At 59.0% G+C, this 17,758-nt stretch carries 11 protein-coding genes; 9 read left to right on the top strand and 2 right to left on the bottom strand.

Features of this window, described 5'->3' with window-relative positions; genetic code table 11:
* Positions 1–126: 126 nt before the first annotated feature.
* A complete protein-coding gene (gene argS, locus NW829_RS06830) occupies positions 127–1,923 on the bottom strand; it encodes an arginine--tRNA ligase (protein ID WP_414416735.1) in 1,797 nt (598 codons plus the stop codon).
* A gap of 488 nt (positions 1,924–2,411) precedes the next feature.
* On the opposite strand from argS, the gene NW829_RS06835 reads away from it, so the two are divergent.
* The 3 genes from NW829_RS06835 to NW829_RS06845 all read left to right on the top strand — a co-directional run bounded on the left by NW829_RS06835 (position 2,412) and on the right by NW829_RS06845 (position 5,912).
* The gene (locus NW829_RS06835) at positions 2,412–3,326 is read left to right on the top strand and encodes an ABC transporter substrate-binding protein (RefSeq protein WP_414416736.1); all 915 of its coding nucleotides are present in this window, start codon (positions 2,412–2,414) and stop codon (positions 3,324–3,326) included.
* A 421-nt stretch (positions 3,327–3,747) separates the two neighbouring features.
* Positions 3,748–4,572, top strand: a complete 825-nt coding sequence (locus tag NW829_RS06840) for an electron transfer flavoprotein subunit beta/FixA family protein (RefSeq protein ID WP_414416737.1) — start codon at positions 3,748–3,750, stop codon at positions 4,570–4,572.
* A 221-nt stretch (positions 4,573–4,793) separates the two neighbouring features.
* Positions 4,794–5,912, top strand: a complete 1,119-nt coding sequence (locus tag NW829_RS06845; protein ID WP_414416738.1) for an electron transfer flavoprotein subunit alpha/FixB family protein — start codon at positions 4,794–4,796, stop codon at positions 5,910–5,912.
* 22 nt (positions 5,913–5,934) lie between these two features.
* On the opposite strand, the gene NW829_RS06850 is transcribed toward NW829_RS06845, so the two are convergent.
* Positions 5,935–6,219, bottom strand: coding sequence for a YggT family protein (locus tag NW829_RS06850; protein ID WP_011433534.1), 285 nt, complete (start codon positions 6,217–6,219; stop codon positions 5,935–5,937).
* 233 nt (positions 6,220–6,452) lie between these two features.
* Between NW829_RS06850 and NW829_RS06855 the strand changes: the two genes are divergently transcribed.
* The 6 genes from NW829_RS06855 (at position 6,453) to NW829_RS06880 (ending at position 17,640) form a co-directional block, all read left to right on the top strand.
* Entirely contained in the window at positions 6,453–7,595 is a 1,143-nt protein-coding gene (locus tag NW829_RS06855; protein WP_414350115.1) for a response regulator, read from the top strand.
* A 188-nt stretch (positions 7,596–7,783) separates the two neighbouring features.
* Complete coding sequence (locus tag NW829_RS06860; protein WP_414399005.1) at positions 7,784–8,161, top strand: response regulator; 378 nt, start codon at positions 7,784–7,786, stop codon at positions 8,159–8,161.
* The gene (locus tag NW829_RS06865; RefSeq protein WP_011433531.1) at positions 8,158–8,523 is read left to right on the top strand and encodes a response regulator transcription factor; all 366 of its coding nucleotides are present in this window, start codon (positions 8,158–8,160) and stop codon (positions 8,521–8,523) included. The genes NW829_RS06860 and NW829_RS06865 overlap by 4 nt, the downstream gene beginning before the upstream one ends.
* A 115-nt stretch (positions 8,524–8,638) precedes the next feature.
* Complete coding sequence (locus tag NW829_RS06870) at positions 8,639–9,157, top strand: CheW domain-containing protein (RefSeq protein WP_414328792.1); 519 nt, start codon at positions 8,639–8,641, stop codon at positions 9,155–9,157.
* 291 nt (positions 9,158–9,448) lie between these two features.
* The gene (locus NW829_RS06875; RefSeq protein WP_414416739.1) at positions 9,449–11,941 is read left to right on the top strand and encodes a methyl-accepting chemotaxis protein; all 2,493 of its coding nucleotides are present in this window, start codon (positions 9,449–9,451) and stop codon (positions 11,939–11,941) included.
* Between the two features lie 191 nt (positions 11,942–12,132).
* Entirely contained in the window at positions 12,133–17,640 is a 5,508-nt protein-coding gene (locus NW829_RS06880; RefSeq protein WP_414416740.1) for a response regulator, read from the top strand.
* The last annotated feature ends 118 nt before the right edge of the window (positions 17,641–17,758 follow it).

A 17,758-nucleotide genomic window follows, 5' to 3' on the forward strand; every position in this document is an offset into this window, starting at 1 on the left:
ACCTTGACGGTGAGATAAATGACTATGCGTTGTGGAACGGTTTATTGCAATTGACCTACTCGCGACCGCTATAGCTGGCTTCCGCCCAGAGCGTGAGCTGGGGGCCTTACGGCACTCCTTCGTAAATCACATAGACTCCGGCGCGCTCAGGCCGAGAATGCCGGTGAGGACGTTAAACAAAACCTGCTGCGTGGCCTGCACCAATTGGATGCGGGCTTGGGCCAAAAGGGGATCCTCTTTCAAGAGCGGCAAAATACGGCAGTTGTCGTAAAACTTGTTGAAATCGGCGGCGATGGCTTCTGCATAGCGGATGATCTTGTGGGGAGCGCGCTCTTCGGCAGCGGCGATCAGCTCATCCGGCAAGGCCAACAAGCGCAGCAGCAGGGCCCGCTCTTCTGGCTCTTTGTAGGGCAGTTTTTGTTGCTCCGTCAAAGGGACTTTGTTGGTCAGTTCAACCTTTTCTTCTTCCTGTAGCCGCCGCAGCAGAGTGCAACAGCGGGCATGGCTGTAGTGAACATACACGACTGGGTTATCGAAAGTTTGCTTGACGGCCAAATCCAAATCGAAGTTGATGGGGCTGTCCATGCTGCTGCTAAGCAAAAACCAGCGGGCTGCATCGACCCCCACGCCAATTTCTGGATCTTCGATCAGGTCATTGAGTGAGACAAAGTTGCCGGTGCGCTTGGACATGCGCACTTCGGTTTTCTCACCGGTTTGCGGGTCGGTTTTGAACAATTTGACAAATTGTCCAATCAAGATTTCCAGCTTGACATCTGGGCTGAAGGCACCCACCGCCGCCTTTAAGCGGCCGATATAGCCATGGTGATCTGAGCCAAGAATGTTGATCAGCCGGTGATATCCCCGCTGCACTTTATCCCGGTGGTAGGCAATATCGGCGGCTAGATAAGTGAACGAACCATCGGCCTTTTGCACCACCCGATCCTTGTCGTCGCCAAATTCTTGGGTTTTGAAATAGACGGCCTCTTCGGCCCCTGGCTTGGGATCCTCACCCCGCGGCGCTTTGGCTTTGTAGAGAAAGCCGCGCTCTTGCAGCTCCTGCAAAGCTTGCTGGATGGCGCTCAGGCCTGTCTGGGGATCGGGGGTATGCAGGCGGCGCTCGCTAAACCAGTGATCAAACTCGGTGCGTAGTTGTTGCAGGGTCTGCTTTTGCCAGGCCAGCATTTCCCCATAGGCAAAATCGGTGTACTCCTCTAGGGTGGTGGGCAGAGGGCGGATCCCGGCCTTGACCTGACCCAACAGCCGCCGGGCAATATCGACCAAGTAACTGCCATGGTAGGCATCTTCGGGCAGAGCCACCTCTTCCCCCTGCAGTTGCCGCACCCGCACCTCCAGAGACTGGCCCAGGAGCCGCATCTGGTTGCCGGCATCGTTGATGTAAAACTCCCGCTCCACCTGGTGGCCCGTCCAGTGCAGCAAGTTGGCCAACGTAGAGCCAACGGCAGCCCAGCGCCCATGGCCGACGTGCAAAGGCCCCGTCGGGTTGGCGGAGACAAACTCCAGCAGAATGCGCTCAGGATGGGGAATGGCTGTTTTGCCGAAGTGTTCTCCCAGATGCAGCAGCTCCTGCAGGCGCTCGGCCAAAAAGGGATCCCCCAGCCGGAAGTTGAGATACCCTCCTCCCGCCACCTGAGTTTCGATGTCCGGCAGATCCAAGTGTTTTTGCAGGGTTTGGGCGATCTGGGCCGGTGCTAGGCGGCAGAGCTTGGCCATGCCCAGGGGGGTGGGACAGGCGTAATCGCCGTAGCGAGGGTCGCTGGGGATCTGGATCACGGGGGCAATGGCTGCGGCTTGCTGGGGGGCCAGGGATCCCAGTTGCCCCGCCTCTGAGGCCCGTCGAATGCTCTCGGCTACGGCGGCGGTGAGAAACCGAATCAGCGAGGTGGATACGGGTTGAGTGGCCATGGCTGTTCGTGTCGGCAGACGTCGAGAGAGGTTCCAGGGATGCCTGGGGCAGTAAAAGCATCATCATATCGACAGCCAACCGGCTCTGACAAAATCTGACAAAAGAATAGATGCTCCTCCAGCCAAACTTTGCTTTTGCTCGCCTGCTTTGCGAAGATGGCTCTGACAAATTGACGGGACAGAGCTTTAGGCCAAGCTTTTGGGTACAAAGTATCACCGAATACAAAAGTTTAACTCTGCTTTGCTAAGTTGTTTGGCGGTAATGCTCGCCTTCCCGCTTGCGGATTTCTGCTGAGACAGCTGCTGTGGAGTTTACTAGTATGTCCATCCCGAAATCGTCGCGTCGTCAATTCCTTCAATCTGCTGCTGCGGCTGCCTCTTGGGTTGCCGTTGGAGGGCTAAAGGCGAGGGCTCAGAGCCGCGGGCCGCTTCTGGTTTCCCAGGGACTGACGCCCCTGAAGTTTACCCTCTCTTGGTTGCCCTCTTCGATGGATACCCCCCTTGTAACGGCGATCTTGAAGGGCTACTTCGCCGAAGAGGGGCTGGAGGTCACCTACGAGCGCGGCTATGGCTCCGCCGATTCCATCACCAAGATTGCCGCTGGCCAGTACGACCTGGGGGAAGGGGATCCCTACTCCATGATCGAGTTCAATGCCAAAAATCCGGACGTGCCCTTGGTAGCGATCTATGTCCACTTCAATCGCTCTCCCTTTGGCATCTACACCTTGAAAGATAAGGGCATTGGGGAGCCGGCCCAACTGGCGGGCAAGAAGCTAGGAGCACCGGCAGGGGATGCGCCGCGTCGGCTCTGGCCGGTCTTTGCCAAGCAAGTCGGCATCGATCCGGGCTCGGTGGAGTGGGTAACTATGGAGCCGCAGTTGCGCGAACCTTTCCTCATCCAAGGTCGGGTGGATGCCATCAGCGGCTTTATGACCTCGGCCATGCCCAATCTGGTGCGGGGCGGCGTCAGCTTGGAGGACATCACGGCTTTCCTTTACAACGACTATGGCCTTGAGCTGTACGGCAATGCGCTCATCACTCGTGTGCAATTGCTGCAGGAAAAACCGGAGCAGCTCAAAGCTTTTTTGCGGGCGTATGTTAAGGGTTGGCAAGACACCATCCGCGACACCGATGGCAACATGTTGGCCCTTCTGGACAAAGCCAAGGCCGACGGACAAGTGCTGGATACGGCAATTGAGAAATTGCGCCTTACCCTGGCCATGCCGCGCCTGTTTGTTACCGATGAGGTGCGACAAATTGGTTTGGGGGATGTAGTGCCTGCTCGTATGGAAACCTCAATTGCTCAGGTGGTGGATGGCTTTGGCTTGTCTAGCAAGCCCCCTTTGAAGAAAGTGTTTGACAACAGCCTGCTTCCCCCAAAATCCGAGCGGATGATCGGCTGATCTGGATGATCCGGTACCAACTTTGAGGCCTCTGTCTGTTGACTTTTGCAGACAGCTAGCCCTTCCTGCCAGCTGGTCAACTTTTCTCGATGACCGGTGAGAGACGTAGCTCAAAGGCCTACGGCCCGCTGTCGCGATTGGCTCTGTCATCCAAGCGAGATATTCCCAAAGCTTGTCCTGTTCACAGGAGGGAGCCCAAATTTCTCTTGAGGGGAGAACCGCAAGCGACCCAGAGCAGTGAGGAAATATCTCAAACTTTGTTTAAGGTTACTTAAACTTGGGAAACCAATGTGCTGGGAAAGGCAGCTTATGAGGGCTTAATGCCGGGGTGGCTTTTCCGATCCCGAAAAAAAGCTGAATAAGTGTGTGGCGCCCAGGGATCCCTTTTAACCTGGAGGGGATCACTAGGGAGTTTAGGCCCTTGGAAACTTTTGTTCTGATTAAGCAAGTTCCCGATCAAAACGCCAAGGCCGGCATCAACAGTGACGGCACGATCGATCGCGCCAAGGCCAAGCGGATGTTAAACCCTTTTGATCGCTATGCACTGGAAGCAGCTCTGCAAACCAAACGGCAACACGGGGCGAGAGTAACGGCAATTACAATGGGGCCACCCCCGGCCATTGAGGTGCTCTACGAGGCCATTGCCCACGGGGTGGATCGGGGTATTTTGATGACCGACCGCCGCTTGGCCGCTTCCGATACCCTAGCCACTGCCTATACTCTGGCCCAGACGGTTCGCTATGCTGGCCGGCCCGATGTGATCTTCTGCGGGCTCCAGACCACCGACGGCGATACGGCCCAGGTGGGGCCGCAGTTGGCGGAGCGGTTGGGGATCCCTCAGGTCACCTATTGCGAAGCCTTCGAGATTCGGGATGGGATCCTGGTGGCGCGGCGGGCCATCGAAGGGGGATCCCAAATCGTAATGGTGCCCCTGCCGGTTTTGATTACGGTGGCCAATTCCGCTCGGCGTTTGGCCTACCCCACTCTACGGGGTGTGCAGCGGGTGCAGCGGCTAATGCGGGATGAAATGGCACGGGCCGAGGCAATCCAGATCCTCAACTTGGACGATGTGGGGGCAGACCCGGAGCGCTGCGGTCTCAAGGGATCTCCGACCATCGTGGCTGCCACCGAAAAAGTGGGGGAAATTGGCGGCAACTGTCAGGTCTTTCAGGGACAATCCGTCCCCCAACTGGTCAACCAACTAACTCAGGCCGTTGACCTCTTCCGCTACGCGGCAACTTCCTAGATCTTCTGCCTTGCATCCCTCTGGCCAATTCTTATCTCCATCACCTTTCAATCCTCATCGTCTCATCTATCGATCCCAGGGTGGCTAGCCGGCGAAAGCTCCCGGTTTTGGGCAGTGAAAAGTTAACTCAGAAAGACTCTGCTGACCTCGTCGCAATTGCAACACCCAAGATTGCCCTCGACCCGATTCAATCCCGATCTCAACCTAGGAGTCACAGTTTTATGGATCGCAAGCGGATAGTGGTCTTCGCCGAGCAGGTGAACGGGGAACTGCAGCCCATTGGCTTAGAGTTGTTGGGGGCCGGGCGGCGGCTGGCCGATAAGCTGGGAGCCACCTTGAGCGCTCTTGTGCTTGGATACAACATTGCCCACTTGCCCCCAATTCTGATCGGCCACGGGGCAGATCAAGTCTTCATCGCCGATCATCCGGAGTTGGCCGAATACCGCACCCTGCCCTACCGCCGGGTGATCACGGACTTGATCAAAAGCTGGCCCCAACCACCCCACACCATCCTGCTGGGATCCACCACCACCGGGCGAGATCTGGCCCCCCGCTTGGCCGCCCACCTGGAGACCGGCCTGACCGCTGACTGCACCGAGCTGGACATTGGCCCCTTCGAGTACACCAACAGCAAAGATCCCAGCAAGTCCGGCCTCTTCCCCGACTGCCTTTATGCCATCCGGCCCAGCTTCGGCGAATCTCTCAAGGCTCGCATCCTTGGCCCCTGGAAAAACCCCCAAATGGCCACGGTGCGCCCAGGGGTGATGGTGCCTCTGCCCTGGGATGGATCCCGCCAGGGGGAAGTGATCCCGGTGCCGGTCAACTTGGATCCCGGCGATCTGCGCCTGCAGATTGTGGAAACGGTGCGCAACCTGTCCCAGGCGGTAGATCTCACCCGCGCCAAGGTGATCGTTTCCGGCGGCTACGGGCTGGGATCCCCAGAGGGATTTGAGCTGTTGAGGGAGTTGGCCGCTTGTTTTCCCAACAGCGCCGTCGGCTCCTCCCGCAAGGCCGTGGATTCTGGGTGGATCCCCTATGCCCACCAGGTGGGCCAAACCGGCAAGACCGTCCGCCCCCAGCTCTACATCGCCTGCGGCATTTCTGGGGCCATTCAACATCGCGTGGGCATGGACAAATCCCAGACGATCATTGCCATCAACAAAGACAGCGCCGCTCCTATCTTCAAATTTGCCCACTACGGCATTGTCGGGGATCTCTACCAGGTGGTGCCGGAGCTGATCCGGCAACTGCGACAGAGACAGGAGGAGCTCCGAGAAGGCGCCGAGGGCCAGCCTTTCCAGAGCCTCGGCGAGCGGATCCCAATTTTGCAGAGTCGATGAGAGATGGTTGGCAAAAACGCTCTCAGTGCAGGGCCATTGTCAGCAGCCCCTGCTGCCCCAGCAACACCTCCCGCAACAGGGTAACCAGGCCCACCCAAACCACAGGGGCCATGTCCACACCTCCCAGCGGCGGGATCAGGCGGCGGGTCGGGCGCAACAGAAACTCCGTCAGGCCGACCACCAACGAGTAGGGCAACCGAGAAGTATCCAGTTGCGGATACCACGACAGAAAGATGCGCAGCACAAACAGGAGGGTGTAGAGCGCCAACAGTGGGCCAAGCACCCAAGAGGTGAGAATTGGCAGCATAGGTTACTCAAAGAACAGGTTTACTGGTGGCAGTTCTCTCCATTCTGCTCTAATTGGGAGGGTCTGCTGGAGTCCAGAGATACCTCGGGGAATGCAGGCGCTCGGCCCAAGTCAAACCCCAACTTTTTTAAACTTTAACCCTCTTCCCGAAAATGGCCTTACCGGCGGGGCAGCAACAGTTAAAGACTAGCGTCATAATGGACGTATCTTGCTGGACTGCAGGCAGGGATCCCATGCAAGGAAAACTACAAGAGATCGATATCCGCAGCATCCTTCAGCTCATCGAGCTGGGCCAGCGCACCGGTGAGCTTTTTGTAGAGGCCAGCCCCTCTGTCTACTGGTTTGTCTTCTTCCTGAATGGGCGGATTATCTACGCCTCTGAAACGGAAGGGAACATTGCCCGCCTCAGAGACTATCTGCACCGCTTCAAGCTGGAAGCCGCCCTGGAGGAAATTCAAATTCCCCACAAAGCCGCGGTCAACGCCCCCGAATACAACCGCCTCTGGTCTTTGCTGGAAAGCCACAAGCTCAACCCCAACCAGGGCAAGCAAATCCTGCTGGGCATGGTGCGGGAAGTCCTCTTCGACCTGCTCAGCCTCCACCAGGGTTCCTTCATTTTTGAGGCCGGATCCCCCCTGGCCCCCCAATTGACCACCTTCCCCGTTACCCCCCTGCTCACCGAGATCGTAGCCCAAGTGCAGGAGTGGAAAAAGCTGCACCCCTACATCCAAGCTCCCAACCAAGCTCCCACCATCGTCAACCCCCTGCCGCTCCAGCAAAACCTGCCCGCCCCCGTCTTCAAAGCCCTGAGCGAGTGGTCAGACGGCAAAACCAGCATTCGCCAGATGGGTCGCTACCTGGGTCGAGACACCCTGGCGGTGGCCAAGGCCATCTATCCCTACGTCCGCCAAGGGGCCATTCAACTGTCCGAGCCCGTCTTGATCGCGGAGCCCAAGCCCAGCCGTCCCCTCAAACCCAGCGATAAGCCCAGCCACATTCTTTGCATCGACGACTCCATGGCCATCCAAAAAACCGTAGAGTTCATCCTGCAAAACGAGGGCTACCAGGTTACCACCATCGGCAATCCTCTCAAAGCGCTGGGACAGGTGTTTCTTCTCAACCCCGACATGATTCTCTGCGATGTGGCCATGCCCAAATTGGATGGGTATGAGCTGTGCGCCATGTTGCGCAAATCCAGCCAGTTCCGCGAAACCCCCATGATTATGCTGACCGGCAAGGATGGTTTTACCGACCGGATTAAGGCCCGCATGGCCGGAGCGAACGAATTTTTGAGCAAACCCTTTGCGGAAAAGGAGTTGTTGACCATTGTCGAATCCTACGTGGGCCCTCCCCCCAAACGGGGCGGTGGCGAATAGGCGTTGGGGTAGCCAAAATGTTGGCACAGAAGACTATAGGCGAAGTACTGGACAGAAGAGTGGCCTCACCGAAACAATAGGGGTAGCATGGCCGGCCCGGAGCCAGGGAGCCAGGTGAGGTTACAAGAGCAAACCTCAGTCAAAGCAGCCCGACGGTTGCGCGGGAGTGCAAAAGGAGCAAGACGGCGATGAGCAAAGTGCTGGTGGTGGATGACAACCGTACCTACCTGGAGACCATTTCCAGCTTGCTTTCCGAGAACGGTTTGGAAGTCTCCACAGCAACAGACGGCGTAGAGGCAATGGAGTGCATTCGCCAGCAGAAGCCTGATGTGGTGGTGCTGGATATTGTCATGCCGCGCATGAACGGCTATGAGGTGTGCCGGGAAGTGAAGGGGGATGAGAGCACCAAGCACATTCGCATCGTCGTGTGTTCCACCAAAGACCAGACCTTTGATATCGAGTGGGCCAGGCGCAACCAGGCGGATGCCTATGTAACCAAGCCCTTTAAGCCCCAAGAGCTCCTGGCGACCATCAAACATCAATTGCGGGAGATGAATCGGAAATGAGTCGCGTTTTGGTGGTGGAAGATAGCCAATCCCAGCGGGAGATGATCAGCAAGCTGCTGCAGGAAAACGGCTTCGAGGTGATGACTGTGGAAGACGGGGTGGAGGCCGTAGAGGCGGTGAAGCAAAACAAACCCGACCTGATCGTGCTGGACATCGTCATGCCGCGCATGAACGGCTATGAGGTGTGCCGTCTTCTCAAGGCCGACCCTCTCACCCAAAAAACGCCCATCGTCATGTGTTCTTCCAAGGGCGAAGAATTTGACCGCTACTGGGGGATCCGCCAGGGAGCGGATGCCTACATTGCCAAGCCTTTCCAGCCCCAGGAACTGGTGGGTACGATTAAGCAATTACTGAGAGGCTGAGAGCTGCCCCTTCTGCTTCCGCGCCTTTCGGTAGGTCCTGAGAACGACTCTGCGTTTTAAGCAGGGAGGGGGGCGGGATCAACAGTCCACAAGACTATCCATGCGGGGGAGCATCATGCTAGGGGATCTGGATTTATTGATGGGGGATGAGACCCAAGAGTTGCGGGAGATGGAGGCTCCCGAAGGTGAGCTATTCCTAAAGTTCAAGATTGCCACCGGGGAGGAATTTGCGCTGCCAGCGGTATCGGTTGTGGAGGTGATGAGCATTGGCCCAGAGAAAATCACCCCCATGCCCAATGTGGACCCAGTTTTGCTGGGCACGCTGAATTTGCGGGGCGAGATCATCTGGGTTGCAGACCTGGGGCAATTTTTGGGGATCAGCCCGCCCCTGAACATCGACCGAGCCGAGATTCCTGTGGTGGCCGTGATGGATCAACAGGATTTGCTCATGGGCTTGGCTGTGGATTTAATTGTAGGCATGGAGTGGCTGAAGACTGAATTGGTGCGGCCTGCCCTCACGGCTCCTGAGTCCATGGCTCCTTTTTTGCGAGGGGAATGGGTGGTGCCCGGAACGGGATCGCGCTTGCCATTGCTGGATCAGTCGGCCATCCTGCGATCCAATCGTTGGGGTTGACAGACGGCCCCCTGGGAGCTCAGCGGGAGGAAAGTGTATAGTTCCTATCAAAGATCCAAGCTAACTCCAGCCACAATGGGGAAAGTTGGACCAAATCTATCCCCTACCGATGCGTGTCGAGGCTGTTGAGGGTAAGCCCTGAGACGGCGGCAGAAAGGCCCACTCTTGCTTGACTGAATGTGGAAAAGGGGGGATAGCCTGCATCCATGGGGTTTTGAGGTGTTGGGGGCGTTCCGTTTGCATCTGTGTTGACGCGTGAACAGAGGTAGGCAAGCAGTGAAGGGAGGATCCATGGTTCCGAGCGCGAACAGTCAGAGAGACTACACCGATGCGATGGCCGCCTTTTGGCAGGGAGACTACGTCCGGGCGGTGCGGTTGTTCAACCAAGTGGCCGCTGCTGAACCGCAAGATACTGCTGTCAAGCTGCTGCTGGCTTTGGCACAAAAACAAGCTGGGCAGTTGTTGGAAGCTCGCCAAACCTACAACACCATTTTACAAACAGCCAGTGATCCCGATGAGCTGGAGTCGGCCCGGAAGGGTCTAGAAGAGCTGTTGCAAATGGCACCGGAGCTGGCGGATCTTCCCGATTCCCCAGAAGCGGACGAGTTTCGCTCTCCAGATGAGTTTGCACCTGGGTCGGATGCCTTTTCGGAAGAGGCTTTCCCTGCTGCCGATCCCTTCTTGCAGTTCGAGGAGATGGGGGAAGAGGAGGCGGATCCCTTTGCTCAGAATCCCTTTCCACTGGAGGCAGACAGCCTTGGCAGCGATTTCATGGGAGAAGAGAGATTTGGGGATCCCTTGGAGACCGGGCTGCAAATGCCGGAGGCTGATCCGCTGGGTTTATCTCACCCGATGCCGACCCATTCTCGGGTAACACCACCGGCCACCTCGCGACGGGTAGGCTCGGAAGAGGGCGGGCCTCAAACCGATCCGGTGGTCGAAGATGACTTTGCCTTTCTCAACGAGTTCGATCGAGAGCATCTGGAAGCCCTAGAAGACAACTTCGACTCCATTACGCAGTTGGCCGGCGATGCCGATTTTCCCAACGAGATGGGCTTCTCCCTGCCTGGTTTTGAGGAAGAGGAAGGGGGATCCCTGGAAGAAGGCCTGCCGACCGAATTGGCTGCCCCCATGAGTGAGCCGATCCCTGCTCCCGACGAAGATACTGCCAGTCCCAGCCCTGGTCTTTTCGATCTTGACGAGCTAGACAGCCTGGATCGCGAACTTGCCGGCATGGATGGCGGTGAGCCGGTGGGTGCCTTCCGCCCAGATGAGGGGGCGACCGGGGGGATGAGCCCAATGGCGGAGACCGGCAGCGGAGCGGCCCAAGTTCTGCTGCCCACGGCCTCCCTCCCTATTCCCAGTGTAGGTGAACAAGGGGCAAGAACCTCTGCTGGGATCGCCAACCGACCGATTGGGGATCGGCAATTGGCCATAGCGCTTATCCAAGGAGCTGTGAGTTTGGCTGCCGGCTTGGCGATTGGCCTTGGGATCCCGGCCAATGGGGGAGCTCGCTTGATTGCCGGGGTGATTGGAGGCGGGCTGATCGGCACAGGAGCAGGGGTTATCCTCGGGGCCAGCAGTGCCAAACAAATTCGCTCCACCGCCCAAGAGCTGGCCGGCCACTTTGCCGCCTTGGCCCAGGGGAATTATTCAGTACGAGCCACAGCCAACACCCACGATGAGCTGGGGCGCTTGGCCGACAGCTTTAACCAGATGGCGGCTGCCCTTGAAGCCAACTTCGCCGAACTGAGCCAGCGGGCTGCCGAGCAAGGGCAAGCTAAGGAAGACCTACAGCGCCAGGTGATTCGCCTGCTGGACGACGTGGAAGGGGCTGCCCGTGGAGACCTGACGGTGCGGGCAGAGGTGACTGCCGACGTGCTGGGGGCTGTGGCCGACTCCTTTAACCTGACCATTCGCAGTCTGCGAGACATTGTCAGCCAGGTGAAGCGGGCCGCCGCCGCCGTGAACGATGCCGCCTTGCAGAACGAGGACTTTGCCCGCAGCCTCTCTGCCGACGCCTTGCGCCAGGCGGAGGAGATTTCCAACTCCCTCAACTCCATTCAGGAGATGACGGACTCCATTCAAGAGGTGGCCAGCAACGCCCGCGAAGCGGCCAACGTGACTGCCCAAGCCACAGAAGCAGCCGCTCGGGGTGGAGAAGCTGTGGATCGCACGGTAAGTGGCATCCTGGAAATTCGCGAAACCGTGGCAGAAACCACCCGCAAAGTGAAGCGATTGGCGGAATCCTCGCAGGAAATTTCCAAAATTGTGGCTTTGATCTCTCAAATTGCCTCGCGCACCAACCTGCTTGCCCTCAACGCCAGCATCGAGGCGGCACGAGCCGGGGAATCGGGACGGGGCTTTGCCATCGTGGCCGATGAGGTGCGACAACTGGCCGACCGAGCTGCCAAAGCCTCGAAGGAGATCGAGCAGATCGTGTTGCAGATTCAATCGGAAACCGGCAACGTGATGACGGCTATGGAAGAAGGCACCCAACTGGTGATCGAGGGGACGCGGCGGGCCGAGCAGGCCAAGAACAGCCTGGACGAGATTATCGAGGTCAGTCGCCGGATCGACGAGTTGGTGCGGGCGATCTCTCAGGCCACCGTGCAACAAACGGAAACCTCTCGCTCTGTGGCGCAGGTGATGCAATCGGTGGAGTTGACCGCCAACGAGACCTCTAAGGAGGCGCAGAAGGTGGCAGCTTCGCTCCAACAGTTGGTGAGCATCGCCCGCGAGTTGCAAACTTCTGTCGGTCGCTTCCGGGTTGGGGATGAATGAGCAAATCTGCTGTTTTGAGGGCATTCTAGGGACAAGGATCCCTATGCAGGAGACGTTATCGATCCTTAGCAAATGCCACTGGGATCCCCCTGTTCCGACTTTTGGCCGGACTCTTCGCTCAGGCGAGCCTCAATCTGTCCGGTCTGCTATTACTGATGCATACCTGTGGGCTGTAGGAAGGGCCTCCTGCCATGAATGAAGAAGCACAAAAGCGGATCCTCAGTTATTTCATCGAAGAAGCCCGCGACCACTTGGCAACGATTGAACAAGTGCTCCTCAGCTTGCGGGACAGCATGAGCGATCCCGAGCTGATCAACGAGCTGTTTCGAGCTGCTCACTCCATCAAGGGGGGAGCTGCCATGCTGGGCCTCACCAGCATCCAACGGACGGCCCACCGCATGGAAGATTTTTTCAACATCTTTCGCTCCCGTCCAGGCGGAGTGCCTGTCGACCAGCACCTGGAAACCCTGCTGCTGCGGGCTTTTGATGGGCTTTCGATGTTGTTGGAGGAGCTGCAGAGCCCCCGCGGCCTCACCCAAGAAGTCAGCAACACCACCCTGGCGGAACTGGAGCCGGTTTTTCAAGAGACCGAAAGGCACATTCAAAATCTTCTTGGCGAGGGCACTGTTCCCAGCCTTGCTCCAACTCCCGTCTCGTCGCCGGCGGTTCGCACCCTACAGCAGGACATGGCGGAGGTGGTGCCGCAGCAGTTGCGCCAGATGCTGGAGCTGTTTAAACAACGGGATCAGCCAGATGTCCGAGAGCGCTTGGCAGCGGCGAATGCCGTTCTCAAGGAGATCGGACAAGTTCATCATCTGGCGGGCTGGCAACAGTTGACGGAAACTTTCGAGCAAGCTCTGGGCAACCCCGATGCCGACCTGCGTGCTCTGGCTTTGGTCGCCCTGCGGGATTTGAAGCAGGGACAGCAGCTCATCCTAGCCGGCAAGGCCGAACAGGTTGCCCCTTCTTCAGAACTGCAACAATTGGCTCGCCCTGCTGCCCCCCCTGCCCCACCGGATCCTCTTGAGGTGGTGGTGCATCAGCAGATCCCGGCCCTGTTGCGCCAGATGCTGGAGCTGTTCAAACGTCCTGACGACCCGGCCACTCGACCGGCTCTGCAAGCTCTGGCCCAATCTTTGCAGGATTTGGGGCAATCTTCGGCTCTGGAACTGGGAGGCTGGACAGACTTGACCCGCTTGGTGGGCGAGATTTTGGCGGATCCCAGCCAGGATTTGCGGCAGTTGGCCCTGCCGGTGCTGAGAGATCTGAAGCAAGCCCACCAGGCTCTGGCCAATGGAGCGGCAAACACCATTCAGCCCTCGGCTGAGCTGCTGGCTTTCCGCCCTGTTCCGGCAGCCCCTGAAGAGCCAGAAGTCTGCGAGCCCTTCGAGCTTGGTCTGGCTTGGGAGTCTGAGGCAGAGCCGCTGTTCCCCCAACCCGAGGAGGGTGCCTCGGAGGATTGGGCTGTGGCTGCTGGGATCCCTGCGGAGGAAGGCGCTACCCCCGATCTGAGCTGGGAAGCTGAGCCGGTGCCAGAGGCGGTAACCCTCGCCGAGACCTCTTTTGATGGAGATGAGCTCGGAGCCGACCGGTTGCCGGAGCAGGAGAGCGCAGAGGCAAGCGGAGATCTGGCGGCGGAACAGCCCTCATCCCTTTGGGAAGTGGGCACTGCTGAGGACTCCGTCCCGCTGGCGGGAACAGATTCAGAGCACCGATCTGCTCCCGCGGAAGAGGGGGATCTGGATCTGAGTTGGCCAGGGATCCGAGCCGAAGCGGCTTGGGAGGAAGACTGGAGGACAGCTGCCGTGCCGGCAGAAAGCCCAGAAGAGGACGGGCAGGGAGCTGACTTGGCCTCTGTTGCGGACGACTTCGGTCGCGTTAGCGGAGCGGAGCTCTATGCCACTCCCTTGGATCTGGAGGAAGAAGCCACCTCGGCCTTTGACGAGCTGTTCGCCAACGCAGAAGCGCTGTCTGATATTGAAGAGTTCCCAACAGAGCTGATCCCTCCTTCTCCTGAGCCCCTCTCCCAGACCTTTGAGGATCTGAGCCCAAGGTTGGACGAGGAGAGAGCCGAGGCAGATCTAGCGGAGCTGTTTGCCGAAGTGGTGAGTGAAGAGACAGAGGGGTTTGTCTCTGCTGAGCTCGCCTGGGATGCTGGACAGGAGCCGACTGACCGGAGCGCTGCTGCGGACATGAGCGAGGGATCCGGCTTTGTCCCAGACGCAGCCGCAAGTGCTGGGGTAGAGGCGCTATTCGAGATTGAGGAACTTCCCGTAGAGAGCGCCTCCCGGCAAGAAGGGTCTCAGCTTCCTGACGTTGAGGCCGTTCCCGCTGGTGAGCCGGAGGCCGATCTTTGGGCGGCTGAGCCGTCTCCACCCCTTCAAGAGACCCTTGAGGATGGGGAAATCGCAGCAGATCTTTGGGCTGAATTTCCCGCAGACATCCAGCCGGAGGATTTTTCCATCCCAGCAGATCATCTGGCAGAGTCGGGTTCCGACGAGGTGGGATCCTCAGAGTTCGCTGACTCTGCTGCCTTCGATACTGCCGAAGACAGCCTGGAGAGCTTTTTTTCCACCCCTGCGGCAGAAGCCGATCCGGCTTGGTCGATGCCGGAAGCAAGTGAACCTTCCGTATTTTTGGATCCCTCTTTTGGCCCATCCCTGGACATCGCTGAGGCTGATGCTGCCGAAGCTGAGCAACTGGGGGATCTCTTTATCGGCGAACCCTTCCCCACGTCGCCCGACATGGCCAATGAGCCGAGGGAATCGCCAATTCCAGACTTCGGAGCCGAGCTGAGCCTAGGGGATCTCTTCGCCGGCGAGACCCTTGAGGAGGCGTCCGATGGGGACTCCATCCCCCTGACCCAATCAGCAGCTGGGGACACAGCAGAAGCCCAGGAGTGGGCGCTTCTGGAGGAGCTGTTCCCGGTCCAGGAGGAGTCTTTCGCAGACCTGCAACCCACGGCTGAGGAGGCAGTCGCCCCTTCCCCCGAGCTCTCCTTCGACCGTCTCGATGCCCTATTCACCCAGGAATCCGACCCAGAAGAACTGAGCCTGGGGGCCAGGGGATCCCTCTCGGCCATGGATGCCGATGGCGGTCGCGCTAGCGGAGCGGAGCTCTACGACCAGGTGGATCTGGATGAGTTGAGCCAGTTCTTTGCAGAAGGGGAAGCGCCCCAAGAAAAACCCCCCTTGGATCTTGCCACCTTCCTGGAGGACACAGAAGCTTTGCAAGCGAGCAGCCTGGCGGAAGTGCCCGTGTCTGAGCCAGAGCCGCCGGTTGCCGCACTGGAGGAAGAAAATGCCCTCCAGCCTGCGGAGGACGATCTGGAAAGCCAGTTGGCCAGCCTGTTTGCAGAAGATGAATCCTTAGCCGTTCCTGTTGGCGAGGCCGAGACCCCAGAGGAAGAGGCGCTGGAAGCTGCTCCGGCTCCCCGTTTGGACGATTTGGCCGCCCTCTTCGACGCTGCCGAGCCGGCGGTAACCCCTGAGCTAGAAAAGGCTATCGCCCCCCTTGTGGGATCCCCTGCAGCCGCGAGCGGCGAGGCTGCTGACGACTTTGCAGCCCAGCTGGAATCGCTCCTGGGCGATCTCGAGGTTCCTGCCCAAGCACCTGCTGCGGCGCCAGCACCTTCGCCGCCAGTTGCCGCTGCTGCTCCAGCAACCCCCACCCCAGCAGCAGCTGCCCCGGCGGCAACTGGGCCGACTTCACGGCGAACTGCTGCCCTCAGCAACCCTGTGATGCGGGTGGAGGTGCGCCACCTCGACTCCATCAACAACCTGGTGGGAGAGTTGGTGGTCATCCGCAACAGCATGGAGCAAAACCAAACCCGTCTGCGCCAGTTTCTGGATGGCCTGTTGGGCCGTGTGCAACAGCTAGGGGATCTGGGCCAGCGCATGCGGGATCAGTATGACCGCTCCTTGCTGGAATCGGCTTTGTTCTCCAGCCGCAGCAGCTCAGCCTATGGCGGCACGGTAACGGTGGGCTTCGGTCGAAATGGGGAGGGATCCAGCCGAGGAAGGCGGAGTCATTCCTCCGGCCAAGAGTTCGACAAGCTGGAGATGGACCAGTTTACGGCCTTCCACGCTCTGGCCCAGGAGATCATTGAGCTCATCGTGCGGGTGCGCGAGTCCTCCTCCGACATCGAGTTTGCCGTGGATGAGGCAGAGCAGATCACCCGCCAATTTCGCCAGGTGACCACCCAACTGCAAGAGGGCCTGAACCGGGCGCGCATGGTGCCCTTCTCGCAAGTTGCCGACCGCTTGCCCCGCGCCATTCGGGATCTCTCCATCAAAACGGGCAAGCAGGCCAGCCTGGTGGTGGAAGGCCGTGACACGCTCATCGACAAGGCCATCCTGGAGGAGCTCTATGACCCCATGACCCACTTGGTGAACAACGCCCTGGTACACGGGATCGAGACCCCTGAGGAGCGGCGGCGGGCGGGCAAGCCCCCTGAGGGCAAGATCACCGTCAAGGCCTTCTATCAGGGCAACCAAACCATCATCATCGTCTCGGACGATGGCGCCGGGATCCCGGTGGAGAAGGTCAAGGCCAAGGCCCAAAGGCTGGGGCTGCTGTCGGAGCAAGCCGACGAAGACGAAGTGTTCAACGTTCTCTTCCACCCTGGCTTCAGCGTTCGCGAGGCCAGCGAGGTGGACGATCTGGCCGGGCGGGGGGTTGGCTTGGATGTGGTGCGCCGCAACATCACCGATCTGCGCGGCAGCATTCAAGTGGATTCTGTGCGGGGCAAAGGAACCACCTTTACCATCCGCCTCCCCCTCACCCTGAGCATTTCCAAGGCCATGGTGTGTGTCAGCGACAAAGCCCTGATCGCCTTCCCCCTGGATGGCGTGGAGGAGATGCTGGATGTTCCTGCCGACGAAGTTCAGCCGGATGAGCAGGGGCGGCCCTCAATTCTCTGGCGGGATCAGCGTCTTCACTTCCAGCCCCTCTCAAATCTGCTGGCCTACAGCCGCAGCCACAGCCGCAGCCGTTCTGAGGTGTACAGCATCACTCAGGATGAGGGCATCATTCCCATTGTCATCCTGCAAAGTGCCGGTCAGTATGTTGCTCTGCAGGTGGACAGCTTTGTGGAAGAGCAGGAAATCGTGATCAAGCAACTGCGCGGGCCTGTGCCCAAGCCGCCGGGCATTTCTGGGGCAACGGTGTTGGGGAACGGGCGGGTGCTGCCGATTGCCGACATCATCGAGCTGGTGGACATAGCCCACGGTCGCCGTCGGGATCTCAACCGCTTCTGGCTGGATCACCGGGATGAGGAGCCAACCCCAGAAGAGGTGCGCCAGACCACCGTGTTGATCGTGGACGACTCGATCACCGTTCGGGAGCTGCTCTCGATGTCTTTCCAGAAGGTGGGCTACCGGGTGGAACAGGCGCGGGATGGCCAGGATGCCTGGGAAAAGCTGCGCGGCGGCCTGCCCTGCGACCTCATCTTCTGCGACATCGAGATGCCGCGGATGGACGGCCTAGAACTGCTCACCCGCCTGCGGGAAGACAGCAACTTCAAGCATCTCCCGGTTGCCATGCTCACCTCGCGGGGGGCAGAACGGCACCGGCAAACAGCACGGGAGCTGGGAGCAACTGCCTACTTCACCAAGCCCTATCTGGAAGAGGAGCTGCTCAGCGCTGCTGCCCGCATGTTGAGGGGGGAACAGTTGTTGGCGGCCAACCCAACTTCCTAATCGCGACAGCGGTGCGGTTCCCGTTCAGTGTGGCGCAGCAACATAGGGTGCTGTAGGCATGGCACTGATACATTTACGCTGAACACTGCTGAACATCACTGTTCAACTATGCAGCGAT

It is taken from the genome of Synechococcus sp. R55.8 (assembly GCF_047461895.1).
In the GTDB taxonomy this organism is placed as follows: Bacteria; Cyanobacteriota; Cyanobacteriia; order Thermostichales; family Thermostichaceae; genus Thermostichus.